Source organism: Paenibacillus sp. R14(2021) (assembly GCF_019431355.1).
In the GTDB taxonomy this organism is placed as follows: domain Bacteria; phylum Bacillota; class Bacilli; order Paenibacillales; family Paenibacillaceae; genus Paenibacillus_Z.
Genome location: NZ_CP080269.1, coordinates 4,265,001 through 4,290,959, shown reverse-complemented (window position 1 = coordinate 4,290,959; position 25,959 = coordinate 4,265,001). Strand labels below are relative to the sequence as shown.

Below are 25,959 nucleotides of genomic sequence, written 5' to 3'. Positions count from 1 at the left end.
TTGCGATCGTCATTTTAATCACTATTATACCACTTTTTTGCTTGCTGCACTAGCCTTAGCTTAACCGTTCCTGATTTTTTCCGCAAGTTCGTCGATTTTGCGCAGCCGGTGGTTCACGCCGGACTTGCTAACCTTCCCTTTGAGCATCTCGCCAACCTCGGTCAGATTCAAATCAGGGTGCAAAAGCCGTATATGCGCCACCTCGCGAAGCTTATCGGGCAGCGTATCAAGCCCGACCTCCCGCTCCAGCAGCTTAATATTATCGATTTGGCGGACAGCCGCTCCAATCGTTTTATTCAAATTTGCGGTTTCGCAGTTGACGATCCGGTTGACGGAGTTGCGCATATCCCGCATGATTCGAACATCCTCGAATTTAAACAGCGCTTGATGCGCACCGATGATGCTGAGGAGCTCGATAATTTTCTCGCCCTCTTTCATGTAGAAGATGAATCCCTTCTTCCGTTCGATGCAACGTGCGTTCAAGTCGAACTTATTAGCCAGATCTACAAGCGCTTGACAGTGCTCCTCATACATCGTCGCAATTTCCAAATGATACGACGAGCCCTCTGGATTATTGACGGAACCTCCCGCAAGGAAGGCACCGCGCAAGTAGGAGCGTTTGCAGCATGACTTGCGAATCATATCGCGGTCGATGCCTTGATTGAATACAAAACCCTCCGAGACGATTTTGAGATCGCTCAATATCTCTTGCACTTTCGTCGGAATCCGTACGATATAGACGTTGTTCTTCTTCAGCCTCATCTTCTTGCGTACCAGCAGCTCCGTATGCACGGCAAACTGCTTCTTGATAAGGGAGTATATTCGTCTTGCAATCGCGGCATTCTCCGTCGATATATCAAGGATGACCTTCCGGCTGGACAGCGAGACCGAGCCGTTCATGCGAATAAGCGCAGAAAGCTCGGCTAATTCGCAGCACGGATCCGCTTCGACAAGCGTCAATTCTTTTTTGGTTTGTCCCGCAAAAGACATCTGGTCTCACCTCTTTCGTTCCATCCAGTTTTCCACAAGCTGATAAATATGATGACTTAGCCGGACCGCGTCATGCCTCAGATAGGTGCGGAACAACACGAGCCGGTCTGCAATGACTTCATACCCGCGCTGCTTAACCTCTTCCAAATCAAGATGAACAGCTTTCGCTCCCATCTCCGCATATTTCTGCTGCACCTGCTCCGGAATTTCACCGTCATTGACAATGACGTAGTCGAACAGATGATGTCCGACATGGGCATGCACGGCCGCCAAATGGTCGCCGACGGAGTAGTTATCCGTCTCGCCGGGCTGCGTCATGACATTGCATACGAACATTTTGACTGCGCTCGATTCCACGATGCTTTGCGCCAGTTTCGGTACGAGTAAGTTTGGAATAATGCTGGTGTACAAGCTTCCCGGGCCAATCAGGATCGCATCCGCTTGCTTGATCGCTTCCACCGCTTCCTCCAGCGGCTCGACGTCAGGCGGTTCGATAAATACCCGCTTGATCGCTTTGCCGGATTTCGGAATGCTGGACTCGCCCGTAATAATCGTTCCATCCACCGTTTCCGCTTTAAGCACGATTGCTTCGCCGGCCGCCGGAAGCACGCGTCCCCGTACGGCAAGTACTTTGCTTAGCATCCGAACGCCCGTGACGAAGTCGCCCGAAATATCGGTCATCGCAGCCAGCATCAGATTGCCTAAACTGTGGCCCGCAAGCCCCGCACCGGAATTAAACCGGTACTTGAGCATATCAGACAACAGCGGCTCCACATCGGCTAACGCAATGAGCACGCTTCGAATATCGCCCGGTGGGGGCATTTGCAGCTCGCTTCTAAGAATGCCGGAGCTGCCGCCGTCATCGGCTACCGTCACGATAGCCGTAATATCCAGCGGCTTCTCCTTCAAACCTCGAAGCATGACTGACAGACCTGTACCGCCGCCAATGACGACGATCCGAGGCTGCTGTTCATTTCTCCGTTCCGCCATCTCCCGCCTCAGCTCCGATCACGATCTGAATCTCGATGACTGACGCGAACGAGCTCCGTATCACTGCTGCCAAGCATCCGTCCCAAATATTCCGCAATTGCGACTGAACGGTGCTTGCCGCCGGTACAGCCGATCCCAATTACGACTTGGCTCTTGCCTTCCTTCCGGTACAACGGAATCAAGAACTGAAGCATATCCAGCAGCTTCACGAGAAAGGCCTGCGTTTCCGGCCATTTCATGACATACTCGTAAACTTCAGGGTCCTGACCTGTATTGGGGCGCAGGTGGTCGATGTAGTGCGGATTCGGCAGAAAGCGTACGTCATAAATCAAATCCGCATCAATAGGGATCCCGTATTTGAATCCGAAGGAAGTGACATTCACCGAAATCGTATTAAAATCCGCATTCGTAAAGCGGGACATGATCCGCTCTTTCAGCTGGGCCGGCTTCAAGCTGCTGGTATCGATAATTTGCGTCGCCCAGCCCTTCAGATCCTCGAGCAGCCGGCGTTCCAGCTTGATCCCCTCGAGTGGAAGTCCTTCCGGTGCCAGCGGGTGAAGCCGGCGGCTCTCCTTATAGCGCTGCACAAGTACGCCGTCGGTCGCATCCAGAAACAAAATCTCATACCCGATAGTATAGTGTTCCTTCACGTAGCTAAGCGATTCCGATAATGCCGTGAAAAACTCGCGCCCGCGCAGATCGATGACGAGCGCTACTTTGCCGATTTTGCCATTCGATTGTTCGATCAGCTCTGCAAACTTTGGAATAAGTACCGGTGGTAAGTTATCGACGCAGAAGAAGCCCAAATCTTCCAGGCTTTGCACCGCAATCGTCTTCCCCGCGCCGGACATGCCTGTAATGATGACCAGCTTTGCCATTGCCGTTCCCGCATCCATCGTCTATTCCTCCTACCCCATGAAACCTATGGACTAACTGCGAATAATTAATCCTGCTGCGCCCACAACACCTGCATCGTTGCCCAGAATCGCCGGTACGATTTCAACGCCTTCCTGCGCCATGGCAGGAGTCGCTTTGCGGAATACTTCGCGGATTTGCTCAAATAGGAACTCTCCTGCCTTGGACACGCCGCCGCCGATAATGAAACGCTGCGGGTTCAGGACAACCGCAACAGTTGCCATGGATTTGCCCAAGTAGAATGCCGCACGGTTCACGATACGCGCAGCCACTTCGTCCCCGGCTTTTGCCGCATCGATAACGTCTTTTGCCATGATATGCTCTACGAAAGAGAGCGATGTCCGATCCCCGCGCTCAACGGCATCCTTTGCCATACGGATAATGCCCGTCGCGGAAGATACCGTCTCCAAGCAGCCCAAATTGCCGCAGCCGCATTGAATGGCTTCAAGATCCGGCACGATGGCCATATGACCGAGCTCACCGGCCATGCCTTTGGAGCCTTCAACGATTTTGCCGTTTATAATTACACCGCCGCCAACGCCTGTTCCGAGCGTGTAGCATACGCAATCCGCAATACCGCGGCCTGCGCCTGCCCAAGCTTCGCCCAGTGCAGCAACGTTTGCATCATTATTGACCAATACCTTCTTCGCTAGCTTCTCTTCAAGAATGTCTTTAAGCGGCACGTTCTCGAAGAACAAATTGACCGATTTGTGCACGAATCCCCGGGGAATATCCAAGAAACCGGCAATTCCAATACCAACGCCTTCAACCTGCTCCCATTCAAACGGGGACTGCTCTACGATGAGACGTGCATAGGCCGCAATATTGTCACATACGGCATCGGAGCCTTTCTCGACTTCGGTCGGTCCTTCGTACGTATGCAGCAGCGCGCCTTCAATATTGCAAATACCTACCTTAATGGAAGTACCGCCGATATCAACACCAACTACGATTTTCTCAGACATGAATGGGCCACCTCTATAATATAGGGATCTATGGTCACTTCAGTACCAACTAAAACTATAAGCCAACGCTACCGACTGGTCAAGATGATTCAAACCGCCGTCAACACTGTAGTTTCAAGGCATTCTCGCTTACATGAAGCGACGCTGTCCGTAGGTCCGGACAGCGTCATTAACGTTCTCTTGCAGCAAACTTAAGCAAGCCGCACTTACACCGATTGACTCCAATCATGCACAGCATGGCCTTCAATGAATTTCTCGCAATCCAGCGCTGCCATGCAGCCGCTGCCCGCTGCCGTAATCGCTTGGCGGTATTTATGATCCTGCACATCGCCGCAAGCGAAGATCCCTGGAATGTTGGTCTCGGAAGTTCCCGGCTTCACAACTAGATAACCGGTTTCGTCGGTATCCAGCTGCCCATTCAGGAATTTCGTGTTCGGCGTGTGGCCGATCGCAACGAAGACGCCGTTCGTTTCAATGATTTCTTCTTCGCCGGTTTCATTGTTCTTCACTTTAAGACCGGTTACGCCCATGCCATTCGCCACGACTTCAAGCGGCGTGCGATCTAGTGCCCAGCTGATCTTGGCGTTGCCGCGTGCGCGGTCCTGCATAATCTTCGAAGCACGCATCTCCGGACGGCGATGAACGAGCACAACCTCGGATGCAAACCGCGTCAGGAAGTTTGCTTCTTCCATCGCCGAGTCGCCGCCGCCGATAACGATGATTTTTTTGCTGCGGAAGAAGAAGCCGTCGCATGTCGCGCATGTGCTGACGCCGCGTCCTACATTTTCCCGCTCGCCGGCAATACCTAAGTATTTGGCCGATGCACCGGTAGAAATGATCAGCGTTTCCGCTTGAAGCTCACCTTGTCCTTCAACCTTCAGCGTGAATGGACGCTTGGACGTATCCACTTCATTCACCCAGCCGGTGCGGAATTCCGCGCCGAAGCGCTCCGCTTGCTTGCGCATGTTGGCCATCAGATCCGGCCCCATAATGCCCTCAGGGAAACCGGGGAAGTTCTCAACTTCGGTCGTCGTCGTCAATTGACCGCCCGGTTCCGGACCTTCGATTACGAGCGGGTTCATGTTGGCGCGAGCCAAGTAAATTGCTGCAGTCAGTCCTGCAGGGCCTGTTCCAATAATGATTGCTTTATACACAAGTATGGCCTCCTTCGCCAATGACCCTGGCCTTACTCGCGGTGCTCCGCAAGTGCCGGGAGAATCATTCTCATTTTTTCTTTGATGCCGCATATTTCATCAATGCGTTTCGCGCATTTACTGACAGTTGCAATTGAGGTGCCGTATCTCTGCGCAACCTCGTGGTACGAGATCTCCCGCCGGTGCATCTTGGCGGTCAAATATTCAAGCGCGGCTGCCCAGCCCTCCACTTTCCCAAGCTTCGGCACGTCCGGGTACACCCGCGACAAGAATTCAATCCACAGCGTAAGCAGATCATGCTGCTGCACTAGGTCGTACTGCTTGTTCATCCGAACGAGTGCGGCTTCGAGGACGGACTGCCACTTGTCTTCCCAAACCGGCAGACGCGAAGGCATCCGGCTGTGCTCGATGACCGTTTCTTTACCCTCAAGCATAGCACGCAGGGATTCGTGCACGCCGATAGAACGGAGCACGAAGATTGCGATCCGCTTGAGATAGTCATCCTCCTGCGGCTCCATAATGAAGTCCCGCAGTGAATCCTTTACTTCGTTATCGGCAATCATGCCAAGTGCTTGTATCACCTGCAGCTTCGTATTCCGGTCGCCGTGGCGCAGCGCCCAGAAGAAGGAGGAGCGCACAAGCGGATCCCGCTTCATATGATCCGGCAGCGATTCCGTCGATTTCTCCCACAGCTTGAATTGTTCCTCGAATGGAAGATGATAATGATAGCTTGTCGGCGCTGCATGCAGGCCATTCTCCATCAACGTCAGCTGTTCCAAGTAATAACCAGGCACATGCGACTCACCGTCCAGCTTCCTCACTTGCAGCCACAGCCGCTTCGCTTCTTCGTAACGCCCCATATTGCAGGCCGCGACAGCGGCGTAGTGATAGAGGCAAGGATCCGATTTAAGCGCATTGTCCTTCAAGAGCCGCGTGAAATGCCGATAGGCTTCGCCGTGCTCTCCCAGAATACCCATGGTCGTCGCCAGCTTAAACACATGCTCCTGGTGAAAGGGAACGGTCTTGCAGAGCAGCTTGACGAGCGGCGCCAGCTGCTCATGATCGCCTGCATGCTGATGGAAGATGGCCAGATTGCACAGGGCGTGCAAATTGCCTTGTTCGATATCGAGCACCTGTTGGATCGTCGTCATCGCTTTATCGAAAATGCCCATGTAATAGTATGCGAGAGCCAGGTTATTGCGTGCCGCCAGAAATTCGCCGTTCTTCTCTACGATGCTCTCAAGCAGTCGCACAGCTTCGACAAACTTCCCTTCTTCCAGCATCGTCCTGGCACGGTCATGCTCGAAGAAGCCTTCCCGTGCTTTGATGAAAGCCAGCTTGGTCGGACGCTCCAATTCGAAGTGGAGCAGCTCCATCATCTCTTCCGCTTCCTCGAGAAATTGCCCCTCGGCGTCTTCCTCCAAGTAGCGGACAAGCGAATCCTCGGCCGCTTCATACATTTCCATGTTGGCATAGTTGTTCGCCATATAAAAGTGACATTCTGTCATTTCAGGATCGAGCTCGTCAACAATCGACTGGAGAATGCGGTTGGATTCCTCGTAATTCCCCATTTCCGACAAAATCCCCGCCATATTGCAGTGGTTGACGGGATTGTCTGGCTCGTATTCTGCCGCGCGCCGGAAGTATTTCAGTGCCTTGTCATAATGATAACGATCCATCGAGCGAACCGCACGCTCGAAGAAGAACGTTGCGTCCCATTTTATCGGAATAATTTTCGTGCTGTGATTGGCTACCGCAATTTTCTTTTCTTTCATAACACAAGGCACCTCCTCGGTTGCACAGGCGAGCAGTACTTAAATGTGCAATCGAAATTATGCACGTCAGTACGACCAGCCCCGTACAAAGTTTCTACGATTATACCATAGCGCGGCCTATCCTTACACGAAAGAATATGTGGCAAATCGCGGGCATCAGCCCGCGATTTAGGTTGTTGGCCGGTTGATACGGCCTTATTCGGCTGTTACTGTCATGCTGCCAGACATCTAGAAGCAACGACTCCGCCGCGCTTTGGAGGCGCGGCGGGCTGCTTCACTCTGAATGTCATGCTGCACACAGGGCTGCCTGTTTACGTTCTTCCCGCCTTAAATGCCGGCGTTTTTGAAAAGTGTGCTGATCGAGCCGCCTTCGATAATGATCCGCGTGGTTTCCGCGAGAATCGGAGCAACCGACAACACCGTAAACCGATCGGAGCGTTTTTCCGGCAGCGCGATCGAGTCGGTCACGATGACTTCTCTAATATTGGGATGGTCCAATCGCTGCAGGGCAGGACCTGAGAAGAGTGGATGCGTTGCACACACAAACACGTCCTCGGCCCCGCGTTCTTTGAGGCCTTCTACGACGTTGACAATCGTCGAGCCCGTATCGATCAAGTCCTCGATTATGATCGGCGTCTGTCCTTCGACATCACCGATAACGTGCGTGATGATCGATTCATTATGCGCCGGACGTTTCTTAATCATGATGGCAAACGGCGCATCCAGATAGTTCGCCAGCTTCTCGGCTGTTGAAGCACGGCCGGCATCCGGAGAGACGACAATCGGATTCTTGATATTCTTCGTCTTCAGGTAGTCGCTGATCAGGTCAAGGCCTGTCAGGTGATCCACCGGAATGTTGAAGAAGCCTTGAATGGCCGGTGCATGGAGATCGATCGTAATCACGCGCGTCGCGCCAACGGTCGTCAGCACGTCAGCAAGCATCTTAGCCGAAATCGGTTCGCGCGGAGCAGCCTTACGCTCCTGACGCGCATAACCGTAATAAGGCACAATGATGTTAACCGTACGAGCGGAAGCACGCTTCGCCGCATCGATCATAACAAGCAATTCGACAAAATGATCGTTGATGGGGTGCGAGAACGACTGTACAAGGAACACGTCGCAGTTACGAATGGTTTCCTCATAATGAACATAAATCTCGCCGCTTTTAAAACGGGACACTTTAATCTTCCCGAGCGGCAGCCCGAGCTCTTCGCTGATCTGTTCAGCCAATTTAGGATTCGAGGAACCCGAGAAAATACGCAGCTTGTCGCTAAACAACATAATACCCTCCTGAGCGATTAGACCACTAAATTTACAACCTCAAGGTGAAACAGCCTTCGAAGCCTCACGGCACGCAGCAAGAATCACCCTTAGCAAACTACCGTTTGTTTCGACAACTTTCATTATACATGGAATTAATAATAATTCAAAAACGCTTCTTGAAGTTTAAGGGCGCTTAATCCCCGTATTCGGCCTAATCTCGGCGACTTACAGCATCTATCGCGGTTTGTCCCCAGTGTTTGAACATTTCATGACGATAACGCGTCAGAACCGAGCGCTGACAGGCAGGCTCGGTTAGAAGTGACAGTCTCGCTAACCTTGTCTAGGAAGACTGCTTCGATTTATTGTGACGGCGGTCCAGCTCAGCCATAACTTCGTCCAGCGACAAGCCCCGTTCGCGGAGCAGCACCATCAAGTGGAAGAGAAGGTCGCTCGTTTCGCAGCGGAGCTCGTCATTGTCCTTGTTCTTGGCAGCGATGATGACTTCAGCCGTCTCTTCGCCGACCTTCTTTAGAATTTTATCGACGCCCTTCTCGAACAGGTACGTCGTGTAAGCGCCGTCCGGACGCTCGACATAACGCTGTGCGATGGTCGCCTCCAGCTGATTCAGCATGGCAAAGCGGTCAGCGGATTGCTGGAAGGAGCTCGCATCGGCTTCCGTGCCTGCAATGCCCTGCACTTCACCCGTAAAGCAGCTGTAGGTGCCAGTATGGCAAGCTGGTCCATGCTGTTCAACGCGAACAAGCAGCGTGTCCCCGTCGCAGTCATAATGCATCGTCACGATCCGCTGCGTATGGCCGCTCGTAGCTCCTTTATGCCAAAGTTCCCCTCGCGAACGGCTCCAGAACCAGGTCTCGCCTGTTTCCACCGAGCGTTCAAACGACTCCTGGTTCATGTAGGCCATCATCAGCACTTCCTTGCTGATCACGTCCTGGACAATCGCCGGGACCAGCCCCGCCTCATTCCACTTGATCTCTGCCGCCGCTTCTATTCTCTTGCCTGCACTCATCGAATCTCGACTCCCTTCAGCCGCAAATCATCCTTCACATCGCGGATCGTCATTTCTTTATAGTGAAAAATCGTCGCCGCCAACCCTGCGTCCGCATGCCCCTGAAGGAATACATCGTGAAAATGCTCTACCTTCCCCGCTCCGCCCGATGCGATAACAGGAACGCCGATGGCATCTGACACCGCCTGCGTCAGCTTCAAGTCGAAGCCGTCCTTGGTGCCGTCCGCGTCCATGCTCGTCAGCAGAATTTCGCCTGCGCCGAGCTGCTCCGCTTCCTTGGCCCAGGCCAGCGCCCTCATGCCCGTTGCCGTCCGGCCGCCGTGCGTAAACACTTCCCATTCGCCCCATGCGGGATTGAACTTCGCGTCGATCGCCACAACGATGCATTGGGAGCCGAACTTCCTTGCCCCATCCTTCACGAGCGAGGGATTCTTTACGGCCGCCGTGTTGATGCCGATCTTATCCGCCCCTGCACGCAGCAGGCGCTTCATGTCATCGACGTGTGAAATACCTCCGCCGACCGTGAACGGAATCGTAATTTCGCCAGCTGTCCGTTTGACCACCTCAACCATCGTGGCTCTTCCTTCGACCGAAGCCGAAATGTCCAGGAACACCAGCTCGTCCGCGCCTTCTTTGTCATAAATCGCCGCCAGCTCGACGGGATCGCCGGCATCGCGCAAGTTGACGAAGTTAACGCCTTTGACGACGCGTCCGTCTTTTACGTCTAGACAGGGAATAATCCGCTTGGCTAACATTCGGAATGCCGCCTCCTTCTAATGGCTTTGATGCTTCTAAATTTAGGCAGCAGCGCGCGTTCAGCGGACTGCTTCACGCGCTCCCGTTAATGCCAGAAAGTTGCACAGCAGGCTCATGCCAAGATCGCCGCTCTTCTCCGGATGGAACTGCATGCCGTATACGTTGCCGCTTCCGACGATCGCGGTCACTTGTCCGTTATAATCCGTCGTTGCAAGCAGGTCGCTTGCCCGCTCCGGCTTTGCATGATAGGAGTGAACGAAGTACACATGCCCTTGATCCAACCCGACGAACAGCGGACTCTTCTGGTGAAACCCGAGTTTGTTCCAGCCCATATGCGGTACTTTGAAATCGCCTTGGAAACGAATCACCTTACCCGGCAGCAGGTTCAGCCCCTTATGCGTTCCATACTCCTCGCTCTCGCTGAAGAGCAGCTGCATACCAAGGCAAATGCCGAGCAGCGGCTTGCCTGATGCGGCGTAATAGCGGGTCACTTCGTCCAGCCCCGTATTCTGCAGATTCTGCATCGCGTCGCCGAATGCGCCGACACCGGGGAGAATGGCGCCATCCGCCTCCATAATTTCTTGCGCATCCGCCGTTACGAATGCCTCGTAGCCCAGACGCTCAACCGCTTTGCTAACGCTATGCAGGTTGCCCATGCCGTAATCGATGATCGCGATCATCTACAGCACTCCTTTCGTCGAAGGCACTCCTTGCACGCGCGGGTCAATGCTTGTCGCTTCGTCAAGCGCGCGGCCAAGCGCCTTGAATACCGCTTCGATCATGTGATGCGTATTCACGCCGTAGTGGACGATGACATGCAGCGTCATTCGCGCTTCCAGCGCTAGCTTCCAAAGAAACTCATGCACAAGCTCCGTGGAGAAGCTGCCGACCTGATGGGACGGATACTGCGCACGGTACTCGAAATGCGGACGGTTGCTCAGATCGATCACAACCTGCGCGAGCGCCTCGTCCATCGGCACGAATACCGACGCGTAGCGCTTGATCCCGCGTTTGTCGCCGAGCGCCTCGCGAATGGTCTGCCCCAGACAGATGCCGATATCCTCCACCGTGTGATGGTCGTCGATATCCACGTCGCCGCGCGCTTCCACGGTCAGATCAAACTGGCCGTGCTTCGTGAAGAGATCCAGCATATGGTTCAGGAACGGCACGTCCGTCTCGATCTTGGAAATGCCCGTGCCGTCAATGCCAAACGCCAGCGTAATGTCCGTTTCGTTCGTTTTGCGCGCCACCTCAGCTGCGCGAATTGCGTTCTCCGTCATGAAACATCCTTCTTTCCATTTCTATCGTGATCAAACGACTGCACGGACACCGGCAGTTTCATTACATGCGCGATGAAGCAATCCCTACCGTTCCCGTTCCAAACGAATTTCGATCGCCCTGGCATGCGCCTCCAGCCCTTCGTGACGGGCAAGTGTTATGATCTGCTCGCCGTTTGCCATAAGCGCATCCTTGCTGTAATAAATTAAGCTCGACTTCTTCAGGAAGTCGTCGACGTTCACGGGCGACGAGAACCTCGCTGTGCCATTGGTCGGCAAAATATGATTCGGCCCGGCGAAATAATCGCCCACCGGCTCCGAACTGTACGGGCCGACGAAGATCGCGCCCGCGTTCTCGATCCGGCCAAGAATCCCCATCGGCTCGGCCGTCATAATCTCCAAGTGCTCCGGCGCCATCCGGTTGACAGCCGCAATGGCTTCCTCCATCGACTGCGCTAACAGAATAGCGCCGTAGCCGCCGATGGATTGTCTAGCCGTGCCTTCCCGCGGAAGCGCACGCAGCTGTAGCTCCACTTCGGCAGCAACGGCATCGCCGAGCGCCTCCGAGGTCGTGACGAGGATCGCGGATGCCATCTCGTCATGCTCCGCCTGCGACAGCAGGTCGGCCGCGACATAAGCCGGATCGGCCGTCTCATCGGCAAGCACAACGATCTCGCTCGGCCCTGCAATGCTGTCGATCGCTACGACACCGAAGACTGCACGCTTAGCCAGCGCGACATAGATATTGCCGGGACCGCAAATTTTGTCCACGGGTGGAATCGTTTCCGTGCCGTACGCAAGAGCCGCAACGGCTTGCGCGCCGCCGACGCGGTACATCTCCTTGACACCGGCTTCCGCTGCAGCGACCAGAATATAAGGATCGATGCCTGCCTTGCCTCCGGTCGCCGGCGGTGTCACCATCACGATCTCAGGCACGCCGGCCACTTGTGCCGGTATCACGTTCATCAGCACGGAGGAAGGATATGCCGCCTTACCGCCCGGAACATAGACACCGACCCGCTTCAGGGGTCGGAGCAGCTGTCCCAGCATGGTGCCGTCAGGCTTCACGTCAACCCAAGACTGACGCAGCTGCTTCTCGTGGAAGCTCCGTATATTCAGCGCCGCTTGCCGGATTGCCGACAAGAAGTCCACATCCACGCGATCATATGCCGCCTGAATTTCTTCCGCTGTGACACGCAGCGATGCGGCGTCCAGCATCACCCGGTCCAGCTGCTCCGTGTACCGCAGCAGCGCGGCGTCCCCCTCGGTGCGAACCGCCTCAACGATCCGGTTCGCCGTTTCGTTCTGCTCAGGTGAACCGTATTCCACCTTGCGCGTTAATCCAAACTGTTCCGCTCGCAGCTTCCGCATGCCGCCTCGCTCCTTTCACGCGCTAGCTTCTTCCGTCGGCTAGGCTTGTCTTCGTACGTTCTAGATATTGTGCAACGCCGCCTGCGGTCTAATTTCGAGCGAATGCAGCTCCGTCCCAGTCCGCCGCAAGCTCGCCTTTGCTTATACGCTTGCTTGTGCCGTAATGACTTGCTGCAGCTTATCGCACAGGCTTTGAATTTCGCCGTTCTTCATTCGATAGCTGACGCGGTTCGCGATCAAACGGCTCGTAATGCCGAAAATCGTTTCCATCTCGACCAAACCGTTCTCGCGCAGCGTCTGCCCGGTTTCCACCATGTCCACAATACGGTCAGCCAGGCCAATGAGCGGCGCTAGCTCGATGGAACCGTTTAGCTTGATCACCTCGACCTGCTGCCCCTGCTCACGGAAGTACTGCGAGGCAACGCTTGGATACTTCGTTGCAACGCGAGGGTGAATGGCCGGCTTCCAGTCCGGCAGTCCGATTACGGACATCCGGCACTTCGCGATGCCGAGATCCAGCAGCTCGTAGACGTCTTTGTTCTCTTCCATTAGGACGTCCTTGCCCACGATACCAATATCGGCTACGCCGTACTCCACATAGGTTGGCACGTCAACGGGCTTCGCCATGATGAATGACATTCCCACTTCCGGCAGCTCGATAATGAGCTTGCGTGTATCATCGAAGTCGCTCGGAATCGGCACGCCCGCTTCGCGAAACAGCCTGGATGCCACTTTATAGATCCGGCCTTTTGGCATCGCCACCTTTAACAGCTCGCAATTCGCCGCGCCGGCAGCAGTCATTTCCTTAATGCTCATGCTTCCTTGCCTCCCCGTTCGCCGCTGAAGAACGTCAGCAGCTTCGTGAACGTTACGCCTTTATACACGATGCTGGCTCCATTGCCGGCTGCTCCAGCTGCTTCCCACAGGGCTTGCTGCGAGGAAGCATCCATCTTCGCCGTGACAACTGCCGCGGCGCCTGCCTTGCGAAGCTGCCGAGCCTGATCCAACGCAGCCGTGCGGCCTTCCGCATCGTAGCCGATCAATACGCGCTCAGCTGTCTCTTCACTGCCTCCGGCGCCGACCAGCTCCAAGATGCGCGTCGTCTTCAGCGCGAAGCCCGTAGACGGTGCCGGACGCCCAAATTGCTTTAACAAATTATCGTAACGGCCGCCGCTTGCCACCGGGAAACCCAGATCAGCAGCATAACCTTCAAACGTCATGCCCGTATAATATTTGAAATCGCCGATCATGGTGAGATCAATCATTACATGCTCGTGAACTCCGTAGGCTTCAAGCACATCCCACATCTCGCATAGATGGCGGATCGCATCCTGCGCCGTCTTATCGAGACTCAGCGTCAGCGCTTGATTGCATATTTCCGAGCCGCCCCGCAGCCGAATGATGCCCTCAAGCTCGTTGTTCACCTTCTCAGGCAGCTTCAAGGCACGAAGGCCTTCTCGGTACCCGACGAAGTCCCGGCCCAACAGATAAGCCTTCAATTCTTCCTGCGCGTCTCTTCGCCCAGGCAGCGCTTCCTCGAACAGGCCGTTCAAGAAGCCAACATGGCCGATCGCAATTTTGAACCGTTTCACGCCTGCCGCCTTCAATGAGGCAATCGCGAGAGCGACCACTTCCGCATCCGCCTCGGGAGAAGCATCGCCTACCAACTCTACGCCGGTTTGAAAAAACTCCGCCTCGCGTCCCGCCTCCTCTTCAATGGCGCGGAATACATTGGAATGGTAGGACAAGCGAATGGGAAACTGAGCGTCCTTCAGCACGGAGGAAACCACCCGAGCGATTGGAGCCGTCATATCGGAACGAAGAACAAGCGTCGTTCCACGGCTGTTGAGCAGCTTAAACAGCTTCTGATCCGAAGTCGAGCTCGCTACGCCAACCGTATCGTAATACTCCATCGTAGGCGTCATAATTTGCTCATAGCCCCAGGAGGCCATACAAGCAAGCACTTGATTCTCGATTTGTCTCAGCTTTGTCACCGCATGCGGCAAATAATCCTTAACACCGGTCGGTTTCTCGAAAACCTTCGGTTTAGACATTTATCTCACCCACAACGCTTTAGTTTATTAACGCGGTACCATAGTACCATACTGCCAAAATAAAGATTAGTCGTAATGATACCACGACCTATTTGTTCCGTCAATATAGCAGCCGAATGCTTATCTATCTGTTCCCAGAATCCATCCCAGCGCCGTGCCGTTATTCCTATCGCTTCCGGAACAACCGTCTACCGCCACGCTTGTCCTCCCAAGCCTTTAGCAGCAAATTCATGAGGACGATGCCCAGAATCGCTGTGCTGAATACGCTAAGCTGCAGAAAAAACCGGGAAGACTCGCTTCCCGGTAATTTTGTGCGGGTACCATTCTTCATCAGATCGATCAGTACTGTCGGTTGATCGCTAAGACCACCTGCATTCACACGGTAGCCGTTACGCTGTCCATAGCCGTTAATACCGTTCTTAACGGTGAACGTGACATCGATGCCAAGCATATGGCATATACGAAGAACCGCTTTATTGTAGGCTCCGTAAGGAAAAGCCAGCACATGATCCTTATTGCCGAGCTTCTTTGATAGAACCACATCCGCCTTCGACAGGTCGTCCGTCACCCGTGCCAAATACTCTCTTGTCGTTTCCCGGCGATTCTTGTCTTTCATGAACATCGGGGCAGCCAGTTCAGGCAGCTGTTTGCCGCCTTTACCATCGTGAGAAGCGTAGCTGTGCGAATCAAAGGTATGGTTATAGAAATCATACCCTTCCCGGTGCATCTGCTGCACTTGCTCCCAGGTCAGCTTAGGAATGCCGATATGCCTTGGATTTCCGATCGTGTTTACAATAAGAAAATTCGTCGCAGGCACATGAAATTGCTTCAGCATCGGATACGTATCGGTGTAATACGATTCATAACCGTCGTCGAACGTCATCAGCACTGCATTATCGGGCACCTTCGCATCCTTCAAAATAAACTGTCTGTACTGCTCCATCGTAATCCAGTGAAAATTGTTTTGCTTCATTAGCAGCAGCTGCTGCTTAAACTTCTCTAGGGGAAGGGCCTTATCATCCATCGGCTTCACCGCGACTTCGTGGTACATTAGGACGATGACTTGATTTCGATAATAGATGCCAAGCGGCGTATTCCTGTAACCGCCATGCTGCGATTGTTTCCCGGGAGCCGCCGTTCTTCTGGTCGTTCCGCCGTTCCCGGTGACTACTGAGCTTTTAGACGAATGCGAAGACCATCTCATCCCGGTGACGTAACATCCTGTCAAGATGACCGCAAGTACAAACACAAGAGACATTACTGTAAGTTTGCGATTCATGTAGGTTCACCTACCCCTTGCGAATCTCTTGAATGGGATTTCCACCGACGAAGGCCCCGGGCTGAACATCCCGATGTACGACCGAACCGGCAGCGATCACAGCACCGTCACCGATGACAACGCCTGGCAGAATCGTTGTATTCGCGCCAATCATGACATTGGAGCCAATTTGCACTGCGCCAAGCCGGTATTCGCGAATCAAATATTCATGTGTAAGAATCGTAGTATTGTATCCAATGATAGAGTTATCGCCGACGGTAATTTTCTCTGGAAAGAACACATCCACCATCACCATCAGCGCAAACGCAGAATGGCGGCCAACCTTCATGCCGAGCACCCGCCGGTAAATCCAATTTTTTACGGGCAGGGACGGACAGTAGCGAGCCGTCTGAATGAATACAAAATTACGCACCGCCTTGAAGCGGCTTACCGTCCGGTAGACCTGCCAAAGCGCATTCGGCCCTTCCACAGGATAACGCTCCACATTTCTCAACGGAGTTCTACTCCAATCCCACGAGTGCGTACAACTCGCGCATGTCATGAATGATATGACGCGCACCGCTTTCCTTAAGCTTTGCTTCGCCTTTCAATGACCAAGCTACGCCAACGGAGACAGTGCCGGCGGCCTCGGCGGCTTGTATATCGACAATGCTGTCGCCGACCATTATTGCCTCGCCAGGCGCTATACCAAGTGCCTCCAGCGCTCGTTGAACCGGCTCGGGATGCGGCTTGGGCTGGACGACGTCGTCGATCGTCACGATAGCATCAGGCTCCACGTACTCATACAATCCGACAAAGTGCAGGCCTCGTTCTGTCGTTAACCGAATTTTGGTCGTTACGATTCCGATTTTGATGCCTGCTGCATGCAATCTTTCGAGCACTTCCTTTACGTACGGGAAAGCCGAAACATAGTCGTCATGCAGCCTCAGATTGACTTCCCGATAGGCTGCTACCAGATCGTCTACCTGCTCGCGTCCCGAGAACAGCTGCAGCTGCGCCGACAGCGGAAGACCCATGCTGGGAATGATATGCTCGCGGTTAAAATCAGCTGGCACAATGCCTTTCAGTGCGTCAAGAAACGATTGGATAATCAGTTCGTTCGTGTCCATAATCGTACCGTCTAAATCAAACAATATGGCCTTAATCTTTGCAGTCATCCTCTTTAGCTTGCTCCTTTATTTTACCGGCTCCCAAGTCCAAGGCCGGATCGTTTATTCAATCGTGCTCTTCTCAGCCGAAGCAGCTTGGTGCTTTTTCGTTTCAGCTCCTGCAGGGAGCCCTGTTTTGAAGTTTACGATCAGGTCGCTGTAACGTGTGGAAGCAGCTCCCGTTCGGCGGCGAATGATAATGAGCGCCACAGCGGCAATGACCAGCAGCACAGAGACCAGCTGGGAGACGCGAATATTACCCTCAGCCGGATTCAAGTATCCGTGCGTGAACACGACTGTCATCGGTGACCAGATCGCATCCATCACTTTAGCGGCCCAATCCGCACCTTGGAATGCCAAGCTGTCCGTCCGCAAACCTTCTACATAGAATCGGCCAATGGAATACCAGATGAAATACGCAAACAGCTGCTCCCCCGCGCGCAGGAATGGGCGGCGGCGAATAACAAGCAGAATAACAAGGCCTACCAAGTTCCACAGCGATTCATATAGGAATGTCGGATGGTGGAATACGCCTTCCACGTTCATCTGGTTGACGATCCAGTTCGGTAGATGGAGTGTATTGCGCAAGAAGCTTTCGTCCACCGGTCCGCCGTAAGCTTCTTGGTTAACGAAATTACCCCAGCGGCCAATCATTTGTCCTGCAATAAGGGACGGAGCGCAGATATCGGCAATCCGCCAAAAACTGTAGCCTTTATATCGGAAATAAATAATGCCGCACACAAACGCACCGACAAGCGCGCCATAAATGGCAATGCCGCCATTCCAAATTTTAAATACGTCCAAGAAATTATCCTTATACTCGTACCATTTGAACGAAACAAAATAAATCCGTGCTCCGATAATTGCCGAAGGTACCCCTAGCAGCAGCAAATCCATAAAAAAGTCCGGCGACAAACCAAAACGTTTACCTTCGCGAACGGCCAGCAGCAAACCGACAAGCGCCGCAGTTCCAAGAATAATGCCGTACCAATGCACACTAATGGGGCCAAGCGAAAAAGCAATCGGATTCAAACGAAGATCAAACATGCGTCAACGGCTCCTTCTCTCTTATATGCTTTACGGTACTTTTCATATTTCATGAAGCAGTTCAATCAAAATCATCCGAATCTTCCGCAATCGTTTCCGTCAGTTTGTTCGTAAATTGAAGGGCTGCATTATACCCCATCCGTTTAAGCCTGAAATTCATGGCCGCCACTTCAATAATGACGGCCAAATTTCGGCCGGGACGGACCGGGACCGTTACAATCGGGACGTCCGTGTCGATAATACGGGTTGTTTCTTCATCTAAGCCGAGACGGTCATACTGCTTATCCGCCTGCCAGTTTTCGAGCTTGATAACGACGCTGATTCGCTTATTGTTTCGAACGGCTCCAGCTCCGAATAACGTCATAACGTTGATAATGCCCAAGCCGCGAATCTCCAATAAATGACGAATTAATTCCGGCGCCGTACCGTGCAGCTGTCCGTCTGACGTTTGGCGGATTTCAACCGCATCGTCCGCAACCAGGCGGTGGCTGCGCTTCACCAGCTCAAGCGCGGTCTCGCTCTTACCGATGCCGCTGCCTCCTGTAATCAACATGCCCACGCCGTAGACGTCTACAAGAACGCCGTGGATCGTTGCGGAAGGAGCGAGCTTGCGTTCAAGGAAGTTCGTAATCCGGCTAAGGAAGATCGTCGTTGCCGAATTGCTGCGAAGCACCGGAATTTGGCGCGCATTCGACTGCTCCAACAGCTCCGATGGCGCTTCAAGTCCGCGCGTAATGATAAAACACGGCGTCTCTTCATCAAACAGCCGTTCAATTCTGTCAATGCGCTCCTGCTTGCTCAGCGTATCCATGAACGTAATTTCCGTCTTGCCGAGAATCTGAACCCGTTCCTTCGGATAGTAATCGAAATAACCGGCCATTTCGAGTCCTGGACGCGACAAGTCATCGAGTGTGATGCTCCGCTTCAGCCCATCTCCACCGCCAAGTATCTCAAGTTGGAATTGGCTTACCAGATCGGACACTTTTACTTTCTTAGCCACTGCTTGGCCTCCTCAAAATCGCGTCTGCTCTGCGTTAATAGGTGTTTCAAATATATCCAGTTGTATTCATCCTATAGGAAATAAGAACTGAAAGCAACGTCTCACAGGAGACATCATAACGGCCAAATATAGCTAACAACAAAAAACAACCGCCCGATTAGACCGGGCGGTTGTTTGCAGCAGCTACTATGCTTAATCTTAAGCTTCAAATACGTTCAGTTCGCTCTCTTTATCGAAAACATGAACTTTGTTCATGTCCAGAGCTAGCTTCACGTTCGTACCTTCTTTAACGCCAGAGCGGCCGTCAACACGAGCGATAACGGAATCTTTGCCCAGACCGTTCAGGTACAGGAACATTTCGTGACCCAGGTTCTCAGCAACTTCAACGTGAGCAGTCACGATCGTTTGCGGGGAAGCTTCGTGGAATACTGGCTCTTCGTGCAGATCTTCAGGACGGATACCCAAGATGATTTCTTTGCCGATCAGACCTTTTTCGCGAAGCTGTTGTGCTTTGCCGTCTGGAACAAGAACATCAATATTTGTTGCTTTGAAGCGAACTGCACCGCCAGCTTCAGCAAGCGTACCTGTGATAAAGTTCATCGAAGGTGCTCCGATAAAGCCTGCTACGAAGATGTTAACCGGGTGGTTGTACAATTCTTCAGGAGAAGCAGCTTGTTGGATGATACCGTCTTTCATAACGACGATACGGTCACCCATCGTCATAGCTTCGATTTGGTCATGCGTTACGTAGATAACAGTCGTTTCCAGACGTTTAGCGAGTTTGGAAATTTCCGCGCGCATTTGACCACGAAGTTTAGCATCCAAGTTGGAGAGCGGCTCATCCATCAAGAATACTTGCGGCTCACGAACGATTGCACGGCCAAGTGCAACACGTTGACGTTGACCACCGGACAATGCTTTAGGTTTACGGTCAAGCAAATGCTCGATATCTAGAATTTTAGCGGCTTCACGAACACGTTTGTCGATTTCCGCTTTTTTGAATTTACGAAGTTTAAGACCAAAAGCCATGTTTTGGTACACGTTCATGTGCGGGTACAGGGCGTAGGATTGGAATACCATCGCGATGTCACGATCTTTAGGGGCAACGTCATTAACAAGACGCTCGCCAATGAACAGTTTACCTTCGGAAATTTCTTCCAAGCCTGCGATCATACGAAGCGTTGTGGATTTACCGCAACCCGATGGACCAACGAGAACCAAGAACTCCTTGTCTTTAATGTCAAGGTTGAAATCTTTTACCGAAGCGAGATCAGTTCCCGCATATTTTTTGTAAACGTGCTCTAAGCGTACACCAGCCATTTGTATTTCCCCCTAACGAATGATTGTCTTTCATTACCCTTATCTTATCGCAGCGCTGTCCAAATGACTATGCACATACTTTACAAAAAAACTACGCCCTTTTCGTCACTTTATACAATAGTAAAATAATTTTGACAAGGACGGCGTCACGGAACTGCCGGACATCCAGTTCAGTCTCCTGTTTAAGCTTGTCCAGCCGGTAAAGAAGCGTATTGCGATGGATGTAAAGCTTCTTCGCGGTTTCGCTCACATTGCAGTCCAGCGCGAAGAAGGTTTCGAGCGTCGTCAATATTTCCGGGTCAAGAAAAGCGTCGGTTCGCTTCAACGCTTGTTCCACGAACTTAATGCGATGAACCTCTGGAATTGTATTTAATAACCGCTCCAAGTGCAGCAGCCATGGCAAATGAATATTGGACCCCAAATGAAAGGCTCTTCCCAGATGAACTGTTTCCCTTAAGATGGCTGTCGTGCTAACGATGGAGTTCGCCGGTGATATTGGATGTGATACAGCCAAATGGCATTCGCCTATCCACTCGCTTGAAAGCATTTCATGAAGACCGTGTGCCATTGAAGACAAGCTTTCTTCGACAGACTCTTCATCTTCCTCGTCACGCTCGCCGGATTGGGCATCATGTATAAGCGATGCCGGTCCGAGAATAAGCCATTCCTGCTCTTTGAGCGGAATAATAAGAACATCCTCAGATAAAAAGGTCCGAAGCAGCCTTTCCAACTCGTTATAGCTGGCACGCCCCGTTTCAGCTTGCTCACATACGAGAAGAAAAGGAACCATTGAGGTAAACAGTCTCCCTCGGGCAACCAATCGATCCGGAAGCAGCAGTTTCGGGTCGCTTACATCCAATTGCTCGTCGATCCATGCTCCAAGCTCTCTGGCGTATCGTTCCGATTCCGGAATTCCTTCATATGTTTTGCTTCGGCCCGCCAGCAAATGAGTAACCGCCCAGCCGATAAGAGCCAATTCCGTATCGCTTAGCTGCTTGCGTGCAATCTCCAATACTTCTACGCGCTCAGCATCATGATGGAGCGCAAACCATGTTACACCTTCATGTCCGCTGATATAATCACCAATTGTAATCGTATTCTTTTTTTGATTCAGCGGTATATTCAAGTTACGATGCTGCTCGCCGCTCAACATTGTCCAATCCTGCAAAGAGAGCTGATGCTCTCGGACCGAGCAATCCAGAACAGCTTGTAATTGCGAGATCCATTTTGCATCACTCATGGATTTGCCCCTATCCATCGGCGCAAAGTAAGCGCTTTTTAACCATATTGTAACATAGTAGGACGCATAATTCAGCTTAAGGCAAGGAGTAGGAGAATAGATAGCAACGAGAACAGCGCCGCGACCAAGTAGATAAATGACACCGTTTGGATCTGAGTGAGGCCCCAGCGCATTAAGACATGATGGGTATGCAGCTTGTCCGCGCGATGCAGTCCCTTGCCAGAGATAAGCCTGCGCAACATAACAACCGCTGTATCTAGAATAGGTACGCCTAAGGCCAGGAGCGGAACAGCTACCGTAACCAACGTAGCGCTCTTAAATGCGCCGTCCACTGCCGTGACTGCCAACGCATAGCCCAGAAACGCCGCACCGGCATCTCCCATGAAGATTCGTGCTGGGTAAAAATTATAAATGAGAAACGCAGCGCAAGCTCCTACCAAGATAACAGCAAGCAATGCCGTTGGATACTGATGCTTGAGCAGCGCAGCGACAAACAATGTTAATGAAGAGAGCGTCGATACGCCCGATGCCAAGCCATCCACGCCATCAATAAAATTAATCATATTGATCAGAGCAAACACCCAAACAATCGAGCTGACAATAGCTAGCCAGTAGGGGAAAATAATCATTCCGTTCAGGCTGGACAGCCCTTCGATACGTATTCCAAATAATAATGGGATAACAGCCGCAGCCAGGTATACGAGCACCCTCGGCCATACCGGAAACTCTTTGCCGCCGGCCTTTGCAGCATCATCCGCCAATCCGATTATGATTAGCATAAGGCCACCGAGACTTATGGTCAGACTTAGGGGCGTTGCGCCTTGAAAAATATATAACGTAATGACAATTCCGGCATATAGCGCAGCTCCGCCCATTAACGGCACAGGAGCGCGATGGATTTTCCGGGCAGAAGGCCGATCGACAAATCCAAACTGAATAGCAAATCTGCGTGAGATTGGGACAAGTAACACCACCATTAGAAAACAAATCAATGCAGATCCTGCATATATCATCCGTTGTGACCCCCTGAACAGCCTTTGTGTTCAGTTTGCCCGCCTGTCGTTCAATTACTCAATCGCATCAACAATTATCAACGACCCGTTTTACATACGGATCCTAGACAACAAAAAACCTCCAGGTCAACGACCTAGAGGTGAATATTTAATCAAATGGTGAGCCATGTAGGACTCGAACCTACGACACCCTGATTAAAAGTCAGGTGCTCTACCAACTGAGCTAATGGCTCTTGCATTAAGGGAATGGTGGAGGGCGATGGATTCGAACCACCGAACTCAGAGAGAGCAGATTTACAGTCTGCCGTGTTTAGCCACTTCACTAGCCCTCCACGAAAAAAACAGGCATCATCGCCTTGATAATAAATGGTGGCTCGGGACGGAATCGAACCGCCGACACGAGGATTTTCAGTCCTCTGCTCTACCGACTGAGCTACCGAGCCTTACATATAAATAAATGGCGGAGCCGACGGGATTCGAACCCGCGGTCTCCTGCGTGACAGGCAGGCATGTTGGGCCACTACACCACGGCTCCGCGCTTGTAAATATGGTGGAGGCTGACGGGATCGAACCGCCGACCCTCTGCTTGTAAGGCAGATGCTCTCCCAGCTGAGCTAAGCCTCCATATTAAGGTATGTGGTAGCGGCGAAGGGACTCGAACCCCCGACCCTCCGGGTATGAACCGAATGCTCTAGCCAGCTGAGCTACACCGCCACACAAATGCCTCATACATTGCTTGTCCATCACGACTGAGGCAGTCATAAAGGTCAGGTTTAAACGTCGCCAAACGTTTCTGTAAATTAGAAGCTCTGTCCGAACTTGTCGGTCATTACATCTCATTTACACCCTGAAAACTGGATACGAACCTTTGCGAAGGTCATTACTTAGCTGAACGAAGATGTTAACGTTGGTTTCCGAAGTGAACCCCTTAACAGGGTTCAATAGGATAAGCCCTCGACCGATTAGTATTCGTCAGCTACATGCATTGCTGCACTTCCACCTCGAACCTATCAACCTGGTCGTCTACCAGGGGTCTTACGAATTGGGAAATCTCATCTTGAGGGGGGCTTCACGCTTAGATGCTTTCAGCGCTTATCCCGTCCGCACTTGGCTACCCAGCGGTGCTCCTGGCGGAACAACTGGTACACCAGCGGTGCGTCCATCCCGGTCCTCTCGTACTAAGGACAGCTCCTCTCAAATTTCCTACGCCCACGACAGATAGGGACCGAACTGTCTCACGACGTTCTGAACCCAGCTCGCGTACCGCTTTAATGGGCGAACAGCCCAACCCTTGGGACCTACTTCAGCCCCAGGATGCGATGAGCCGACATCGAGGTGCCAAACCTCCCCGTCGATGTGGACTCTTGGGGGAGATAAGCCTGTTATCCCCAGGGTAGCTTTTATCCGTTGAGCGATGGCCCTTCCATTCGGTACCACCGGATCACTAAGCCCGACTTTCGTCCCTGCTCGACTTGTAGGTCTCGCAGTCAAGCTCCCTTATGCCTTTGCACGCTGCGAATGATTTCCAACCATTCTGAGGGAACCTTTGGGCGCCTCCGTTACATTTTAGGAGGCGACCGCCCCAGTCAAACTGCCCACCTGACACGGTCCCTGTACCGGATTACGGTACCAGGTTAGAACTCCGATACGATCAGGGTGGTATCCCAACGTTGCCTCCACCGAAGCTGGCGCTCCGGCTTCTTAGGCTCCCACCTATCCTGTACAGATCGTACCAAAGTCCAATATCAAGCTGCAGTAAAGCTCCATGGGGTCTTTCCGTCTTGTCGCGGGTAACCTGCATCTTCACAGGTATTAAAATTTCACCGGATCTCTCGTTGAGACAGCGCCCAAGTCGTTACGCCATTCGTGCGGGTCAGAATTTACCTGACAAGGAATTTCGCTACCTTAGGACCGTTATAGTTACGGCCGCCGTTTACTGGGGCTTCGGTTCATAGCTTCGCCTTGCGGCTAACCACTCCCCTTAACCTTCCAGCACCGGGCAGGCGTCAGCCCGTATACTTCGCCTTACGGCTTCGCACAGACCTGTGTTTTTGCTAAACAGTCGCTTGGGCCTTTTCACTGCGGCCCCCTCGGGCTATTCACCCTACCGAGGCACCCCTTCTCCCGAAGTTACGGGGTCATTTTGCCGAGTTCCTTAACGAGAGTTCTTCCGAGCGCCTTAGCATACTCTGCTCGACTACCTGTGTCGGTTTGCGGTACGGGCACCTTCACCTGGCTAGAGGCTTTTCTTGGCAGCCTGAACTCATGACCTTCGCTACTGCAATTTTCGCTCCCCATCACAGCCCAGCCTTATCGATGTGCGGATTTGCCTACACATCAGCCTCACTGCTTGGACGGGCATCCATCAGCCCGCGTCACTATCCTTCTGCGTCACCCCATTGCTCGTAACGGCTTACGGTGGTACAGGAATATCAACCTGTTGTCCTTCGACTACGCCTTTCGGCCTCGCCTTAGGTCCCGACTTACCCTGAGCGGACGAGCCTTCCTCAGGAAACCTTAGTCTTACGGCGGACAAGATTCTCACTTGTCTTTTCGTTACTCATACCGGCATTCTCACTTGAATGCGCTCCACCAGTCCTTACGGTCTGACTTCAACGTACATTCAACGCTCCCCTACCCCTGCAACATAAGTTGCAAGCCATAGCTTCGGTGGTGTGTTTAGCCCCGTTACATTTTCGGCGCAGAGTCACTCGACCAGTGAGCTATTACGCACTCTTTAAATGGTGGCTGCTTCTAAGCCAACATCCTGGTTGTCTTTGCAACTCCACATCCTTTCCCACTTAACACACACTTGGGGACCTTAGCTGATGGTCTGGGCTGTTTCCCTCTTGACAATGGATCTTAGCACTCACTGTCTGACTCCCGGATATAAGTACATGGCATTCGGAGTTTGACTGGACTTGGTAACCCTTGGCGGGCCCCGCACCCAATCAGTGCTCTACCTCCACGACTCTAAATTCCGAGGCTAGCCCTAAAGCTATTTCGGGGAGAACCAGCTATCTCCGAGTTCGATTGGAATTTCTCCGCTACCCCCACCTCATCCCCGCATTTTTCAACATGCGTGGGTTCGGGCCTCCAGTGCGTGTTACCGCACCTTCACCCTGGACAGGGGTAGATCACACGGTTTCGGGTCTACGTCCACATACTCATTCGCCCTATTCAGACTCGCTTTCGCTGCGGCTCCGGCTCTTCACCTTAACCTTGCATGGGAACGTAACTCGCCGGTTCATTCTACAAAAGGCACGCCATCACCCATATAGAGGGCTCTGACTTCTTGTAAGCGCACGGTTTCAGGTTCTGTTTCACTCCGCTTCCGCGGTGCTTTTCACCTTTCCCTCACGGTACTGCTTCGCT

At 52.6% G+C, this 25,959-nt stretch carries 22 protein-coding genes, 6 tRNA genes and 1 rRNA gene (1 of these 29 cut by a window edge); all 29 read right to left on the bottom strand.

Annotation, left to right across the window (positions count from 1 at the left end):
- Positions 1–60: 60 nt before the first annotated feature.
- Positions 61–990 carry a DNA-binding protein WhiA gene (gene whiA / locus KXU80_RS20015; protein WP_219834931.1) on the bottom strand — a complete coding sequence of 310 codons (930 nt, stop codon included), beginning with the start codon at positions 988–990 and terminating at the stop codon, positions 61–63.
- Positions 991–996: 6 nt separating this feature from the next.
- A complete protein-coding gene (gene yvcK, locus KXU80_RS20010) occupies positions 997–1,980 on the bottom strand; it encodes a gluconeogenesis factor YvcK family protein (RefSeq protein ID WP_219834930.1) in 984 nt (327 codons plus the stop codon).
- An 8-nt stretch (positions 1,981–1,988) separates the two neighbouring features.
- Positions 1,989–2,876, bottom strand: a complete 888-nt coding sequence (rapZ, locus tag KXU80_RS20005; protein WP_219834929.1) for an RNase adapter RapZ — start codon at positions 2,874–2,876, stop codon at positions 1,989–1,991.
- Positions 2,877–2,909: 33 nt separating this feature from the next.
- Positions 2,910–3,860: an ROK family glucokinase gene (locus KXU80_RS20000; RefSeq protein WP_219834928.1), complete on the bottom strand. Its 951-nt coding sequence runs from the start codon at positions 3,858–3,860 to the stop codon at positions 2,910–2,912.
- A 206-nt stretch (positions 3,861–4,066) separates the two neighbouring features.
- Positions 4,067–5,014: a thioredoxin-disulfide reductase gene (gene trxB, locus KXU80_RS19995; protein ID WP_219834927.1), complete on the bottom strand. Its 948-nt coding sequence runs from the start codon at positions 5,012–5,014 to the stop codon at positions 4,067–4,069.
- Between the two features lie 32 nt (positions 5,015–5,046).
- Positions 5,047–6,789 carry a tetratricopeptide repeat protein gene (locus KXU80_RS19990; protein ID WP_219834926.1) on the bottom strand — a complete coding sequence of 581 codons (1,743 nt, stop codon included), beginning with the start codon at positions 6,787–6,789 and terminating at the stop codon, positions 5,047–5,049.
- Between the two features lie 327 nt (positions 6,790–7,116).
- Positions 7,117–8,067: a ribose-phosphate diphosphokinase gene (locus KXU80_RS19985; protein WP_219839132.1), complete on the bottom strand. Its 951-nt coding sequence runs from the start codon at positions 8,065–8,067 to the stop codon at positions 7,117–7,119.
- A gap of 325 nt (positions 8,068–8,392) precedes the next feature.
- Positions 8,393–9,079: a bifunctional phosphoribosyl-AMP cyclohydrolase/phosphoribosyl-ATP diphosphatase HisIE gene (hisIE, locus tag KXU80_RS19980; RefSeq protein ID WP_219834925.1), complete on the bottom strand. Its 687-nt coding sequence runs from the start codon at positions 9,077–9,079 to the stop codon at positions 8,393–8,395.
- Positions 9,076–9,834 carry an imidazole glycerol phosphate synthase subunit HisF gene (hisF, locus tag KXU80_RS19975; protein ID WP_219834924.1) on the bottom strand — a complete coding sequence of 253 codons (759 nt, stop codon included), beginning with the start codon at positions 9,832–9,834 and terminating at the stop codon, positions 9,076–9,078. The genes hisIE and hisF overlap by 4 nt, the downstream gene beginning before the upstream one ends.
- Before the next feature lie 60 nt (positions 9,835–9,894).
- The gene (hisH, locus tag KXU80_RS19970; RefSeq protein ID WP_219834923.1) at positions 9,895–10,515 is read right to left on the bottom strand and encodes an imidazole glycerol phosphate synthase subunit HisH; all 621 of its coding nucleotides are present in this window, start codon (positions 10,513–10,515) and stop codon (positions 9,895–9,897) included.
- Positions 10,516–11,115, bottom strand: a complete 600-nt coding sequence (hisB, locus tag KXU80_RS19965; protein WP_219834922.1) for an imidazoleglycerol-phosphate dehydratase HisB — start codon at positions 11,113–11,115, stop codon at positions 10,516–10,518.
- 84 nt (positions 11,116–11,199) lie between these two features.
- Complete coding sequence (gene hisD / locus KXU80_RS19960) at positions 11,200–12,483, bottom strand: histidinol dehydrogenase (RefSeq protein WP_219834921.1); 1,284 nt, start codon at positions 12,481–12,483, stop codon at positions 11,200–11,202.
- A gap of 141 nt (positions 12,484–12,624) precedes the next feature.
- On the bottom strand, positions 12,625–13,299 hold the full coding sequence (hisG, locus tag KXU80_RS19955) for an ATP phosphoribosyltransferase (RefSeq protein WP_258171080.1): 675 nt from the start codon (positions 13,297–13,299) through the stop codon (positions 12,625–12,627).
- A complete protein-coding gene (locus KXU80_RS19950; protein ID WP_219834920.1) occupies positions 13,296–14,537 on the bottom strand; it encodes an ATP phosphoribosyltransferase regulatory subunit in 1,242 nt (413 codons plus the stop codon). The genes hisG and KXU80_RS19950 overlap by 4 nt, the downstream gene beginning before the upstream one ends.
- 166 nt (positions 14,538–14,703) lie before the next feature.
- Entirely contained in the window at positions 14,704–15,816 is a 1,113-nt protein-coding gene (locus KXU80_RS19945) for a polysaccharide deacetylase family protein (RefSeq protein WP_219834919.1), read from the bottom strand.
- Between the two features lie 10 nt (positions 15,817–15,826).
- A complete protein-coding gene (locus KXU80_RS19940; RefSeq protein ID WP_219834918.1) occupies positions 15,827–16,309 on the bottom strand; it encodes an acyltransferase in 483 nt (160 codons plus the stop codon).
- A gap of 7 nt (positions 16,310–16,316) precedes the next feature.
- On the bottom strand, positions 16,317–16,973 hold the full coding sequence (ppaX, locus tag KXU80_RS19935) for a pyrophosphatase PpaX (RefSeq protein ID WP_219834917.1): 657 nt from the start codon (positions 16,971–16,973) through the stop codon (positions 16,317–16,319).
- 54 nt (positions 16,974–17,027) lie between these two features.
- A complete protein-coding gene (gene lgt / locus KXU80_RS19930) occupies positions 17,028–18,011 on the bottom strand; it encodes a prolipoprotein diacylglyceryl transferase (protein WP_219834916.1) in 984 nt (327 codons plus the stop codon).
- 61 nt (positions 18,012–18,072) lie between these two features.
- Positions 18,073–19,011 carry an HPr(Ser) kinase/phosphatase gene (hprK, locus tag KXU80_RS19925; RefSeq protein ID WP_219834915.1) on the bottom strand — a complete coding sequence of 313 codons (939 nt, stop codon included), beginning with the start codon at positions 19,009–19,011 and terminating at the stop codon, positions 18,073–18,075.
- Between the two features lie 198 nt (positions 19,012–19,209).
- Complete coding sequence (locus tag KXU80_RS19920) at positions 19,210–20,331, bottom strand: ABC transporter ATP-binding protein (protein ID WP_219834914.1); 1,122 nt, start codon at positions 20,329–20,331, stop codon at positions 19,210–19,212.
- A gap of 91 nt (positions 20,332–20,422) precedes the next feature.
- Positions 20,423–21,571: a PucR family transcriptional regulator gene (locus tag KXU80_RS19915; RefSeq protein WP_219834913.1), complete on the bottom strand. Its 1,149-nt coding sequence runs from the start codon at positions 21,569–21,571 to the stop codon at positions 20,423–20,425.
- Positions 21,572–21,642: 71 nt separating this feature from the next.
- Positions 21,643–22,584 (bottom strand): MraY family glycosyltransferase, encoded by a 942-nt coding sequence (locus KXU80_RS19910; RefSeq protein ID WP_219834912.1) that lies wholly within the window; start codon positions 22,582–22,584, stop codon positions 21,643–21,645.
- Between the two features lie 157 nt (positions 22,585–22,741).
- Positions 22,742–22,817, bottom strand: a tRNA-Lys gene (locus KXU80_RS19905).
- 14 nt (positions 22,818–22,831) lie between these two features.
- A tRNA-Tyr gene (locus tag KXU80_RS19900) sits at positions 22,832–22,916 on the bottom strand.
- 35 nt (positions 22,917–22,951) lie between these two features.
- A tRNA-Phe gene (locus tag KXU80_RS19895) sits at positions 22,952–23,027 on the bottom strand.
- Between the two features lie 15 nt (positions 23,028–23,042).
- A tRNA-Asp gene (locus tag KXU80_RS19890) sits at positions 23,043–23,119 on the bottom strand.
- 13 nt (positions 23,120–23,132) lie between these two features.
- Positions 23,133–23,208: transfer RNA gene (locus KXU80_RS19885), tRNA-Val, on the bottom strand.
- Positions 23,209–23,221: 13 nt separating this feature from the next.
- Positions 23,222–23,298: transfer RNA gene (locus KXU80_RS19880), tRNA-Met, on the bottom strand.
- 228 nt (positions 23,299–23,526) lie between these two features.
- Positions 23,527–25,959: ribosomal RNA gene (locus KXU80_RS19875) — 23S ribosomal RNA — on the bottom strand (it continues 495 nt past the right edge of the window).